Source organism: Robinsoniella sp. (genome assembly GCF_034124845.1).
The window spans coordinates 1-2,685 of sequence record NZ_JAWYAJ010000465.1 but is presented as its reverse complement, the minus strand read 5'-3'; the positions used below and the strand labels follow the sequence as shown (position 1 = coordinate 2,685).

General features: G+C 34.1%; 2 protein-coding genes. Both read left to right on the top strand.

Going from position 1 to position 2,685, the window contains the following annotated elements:
* A partial coding sequence (locus ACH2DQ_RS22860) for a phospho-sugar mutase (protein WP_395028467.1) occupies nt 1-1,495 on the top strand: 1,495 nt, incomplete at its 5' end.
* Between the two features lie 11 nt (nt 1,496-1,506).
* Nucleotides 1,507-2,607 carry a UDP-galactopyranose mutase gene (gene glf, locus ACH2DQ_RS22855; RefSeq protein WP_394913514.1) on the top strand — a complete coding sequence of 367 codons (1,101 nt, stop codon included), beginning with the start codon at nt 1,507-1,509 and terminating at the stop codon, nt 2,605-2,607.
* Nucleotides 2,608-2,685 lie beyond the last annotated feature (78 nt).

The following is a 2,685-nucleotide window of genomic DNA, read 5'->3' as shown; positions in this document are numbered from 1 at the left end:
TAAAGGACAAAAAAGAGGGGTTGCTATTGCTTATGATTCAAGAAGGATGTCTCCGGAATTTGCCAATGAGGCTGCACTATGCTTAAATGCAAATGGGATAGTAACCTATATTTTTGATTCTCTGCGGCCGACACCTGAGCTTTCTTTTGCAGTTAGAGAATTGGGCTGCATAGCAGGAATCGTAATCACAGCCAGCCATAATCCTTCTGAATACAATGGGTATAAAGTATACTGGGAAGATGGTGCGCAGATTACCTTCCCTAGAGACAAAGAAATAATTGCGGAAGTGAAAAAAGTTGAAGATTATCATTTTGTAAAAACGATAGGGAAAGAAATTGCGTGTGAAAATGGGCTTTATAAGATCATAGGAAAAGAGATTGATGAGCGCTATAATCAAGAACTTCATAAACTTTCTATGAATAAAACAGTTATTGAAAAAATGGCAGATAGTATGACTATAGTATATACTCCATTACATGGTACAGGAAATACACCCGTGCAGAGGATCTTAAAAGAATTGGGATTCAGAAAAGTTTATATTGTAAAGGAACAGGAAAAACCAGATGGAGATTTTCCAACTGTTGTCTCGCCAAATCCAGAAGATCCAAAAGCATTTACGCTTGCACTTGAACTCGCTAATAAGGTAAAAGCGGATCTTATTCTGGCTACAGATCCGGATGCAGACAGACTTGGGATTTATGTGAAAGATAGTAAAACAGGAGAGTATATAAGTTTTACCGGAAATATGTCAGGGATGATAATTGCCCATTATATGATATCTCAAATGAAAGCAAATGATATTCTGCCTGAGAATGCAGCTTTGATAAAGACCATTGTTACTACAAATATGGTGGATGAACTTGCAAAAGAATATCAAATAAAATTGATTGAAGTACTGACTGGATTTAAATATATCGGAGAACAAATTAAATTCTTTGAAAAAAATAAGCAGTATCAATATGTATTTGGAATGGAGGAGAGTTATGGTTGCCTCGTTGGTACTTACGCAAGAGATAAAGACGCTGTATCAGCTGTGATGCTGTTATGTGAAGTGGCTGCATATTGTAGCTATAATCATATGACATTATGGGATTATTTGCAAAAACTTTATAATAAATATGGTTATTATAAGGAAGATCTTATATCTTTTACATTTAAAGGTCTGGATGGTAATTTGAAGATACAGAGAATTATGGAAAAGTTTCGTTGCAGTAATATAAGTGAGATTGGACATTTAAATGTGAATAGGGTTCGTGATTATCAAACAGGAAATATAAAAAATATAATGACAGATGGGGTGGAAGAGACTGGATTGCCAAAATCAAATGTTCTATATTATGAGCTTGAAGATAATGCATGGTGTTGTGTAAGACCATCCGGAACGGAACCTAAAATTAAGTTTTATATAGGGGTAAAAGAAAGAAGTTCAAAAGAAGCAGAATTAAGATGTGAGGGTATTAAAAAGGAATTAGAAGAAATAGTAGAAGAATGTTAAAAGGAGAATATATGATGTATAATTATCTTATTGTAGGTGCGGGTTTATTTGGTTCGGTATTTGCTTATGAAGCGGCAAAAAGTGGGAAAACCTGTCTGGTTATTGACAAGCGCAATCATGTAGGTGGTAATATATATACAGAAGAAATGGCTGGAATTCAAGTACACAAATACGGAGCACATATTTTTCATACAAGCAATAAAAAAGTATGGGATTATGTAAATCAATTTGCAGAGTTTAACCGTTACACGAATTCACCAGTAGCATATTACAAAGGTGAGATTTATAATATGCCATTTAATATGAATACGTTTAATAAGATGTGGGGGGTTGCCACACCTGGAGAAGCAAAGGCTAAAATCGAGGAGCAGATTAAGGAAAGTGGAATAGTAAATCCTCAAAATTTAGAAGAACAGGCAATATCGCTGGTTGGTAAAGATATTTATGAAAAGCTAGTAAAAGGGTATACGCAAAAGCAATGGGGGAAATTATGTACAGAGTTGCCAAGTTTTATTATTAAGAGACTTCCTGTTCGTTTTACTTATGACAATAATTATTTTAACGATTTATATCAGGGAATTCCGATTGGCGGTTATACACAGATAATAGAGAAGATGCTTAGCGGAAGTGATGTTCGCTTAAATACGGATTATTTTGCTAACCGTAAAGAGTTGGAGAGTTTAGCGGAAAAAACAATATTTACAGGTATGATAGATGAATTTTATGGTCAGTGTTATGGAGCGTTAGAGTATCGCAGTCTTCATTTTGAAACTCAATTATTAGACGAGGAGAACCATCAGGGGAATGCTGTTGTCAATTATACTGAATATGATATTCCATATACGAGAATAATAGAGCACAAACATTTTGAGTATGGTAATCAGAAAAAGACAGTTATTACAAAAGAATATCCAAAACAATGGGAAGTAGGATCTGATCCATACTATCCAATAAATGATGATAAAAATGGAAAGCTGTATGAAAAATATAAAGAAAAAGCAGATAAAGAAAAAAATATCATTTTTGGCGGCAGATTAGCTGAGTATCGGTATTATGATATGCATCATGTAATTGAGCAGGCATTACATTGTGTGGAAAAAGTAGTGCAGTGAACACTTTGTGTATGAACTTGAAATTATATTCGTAGATGATGGTTCTAAAAATCAAACGTTAGAGTTAGAAAAGAGTTA

Coding starts and splice junctions, on each gene's coding strand:
- glf (WP_394913514.1), top strand. CDS start 1,507: ATGATGTATAATTATCTTATTGTAGGTGCGGGTTTATTTGGTTCGGTA.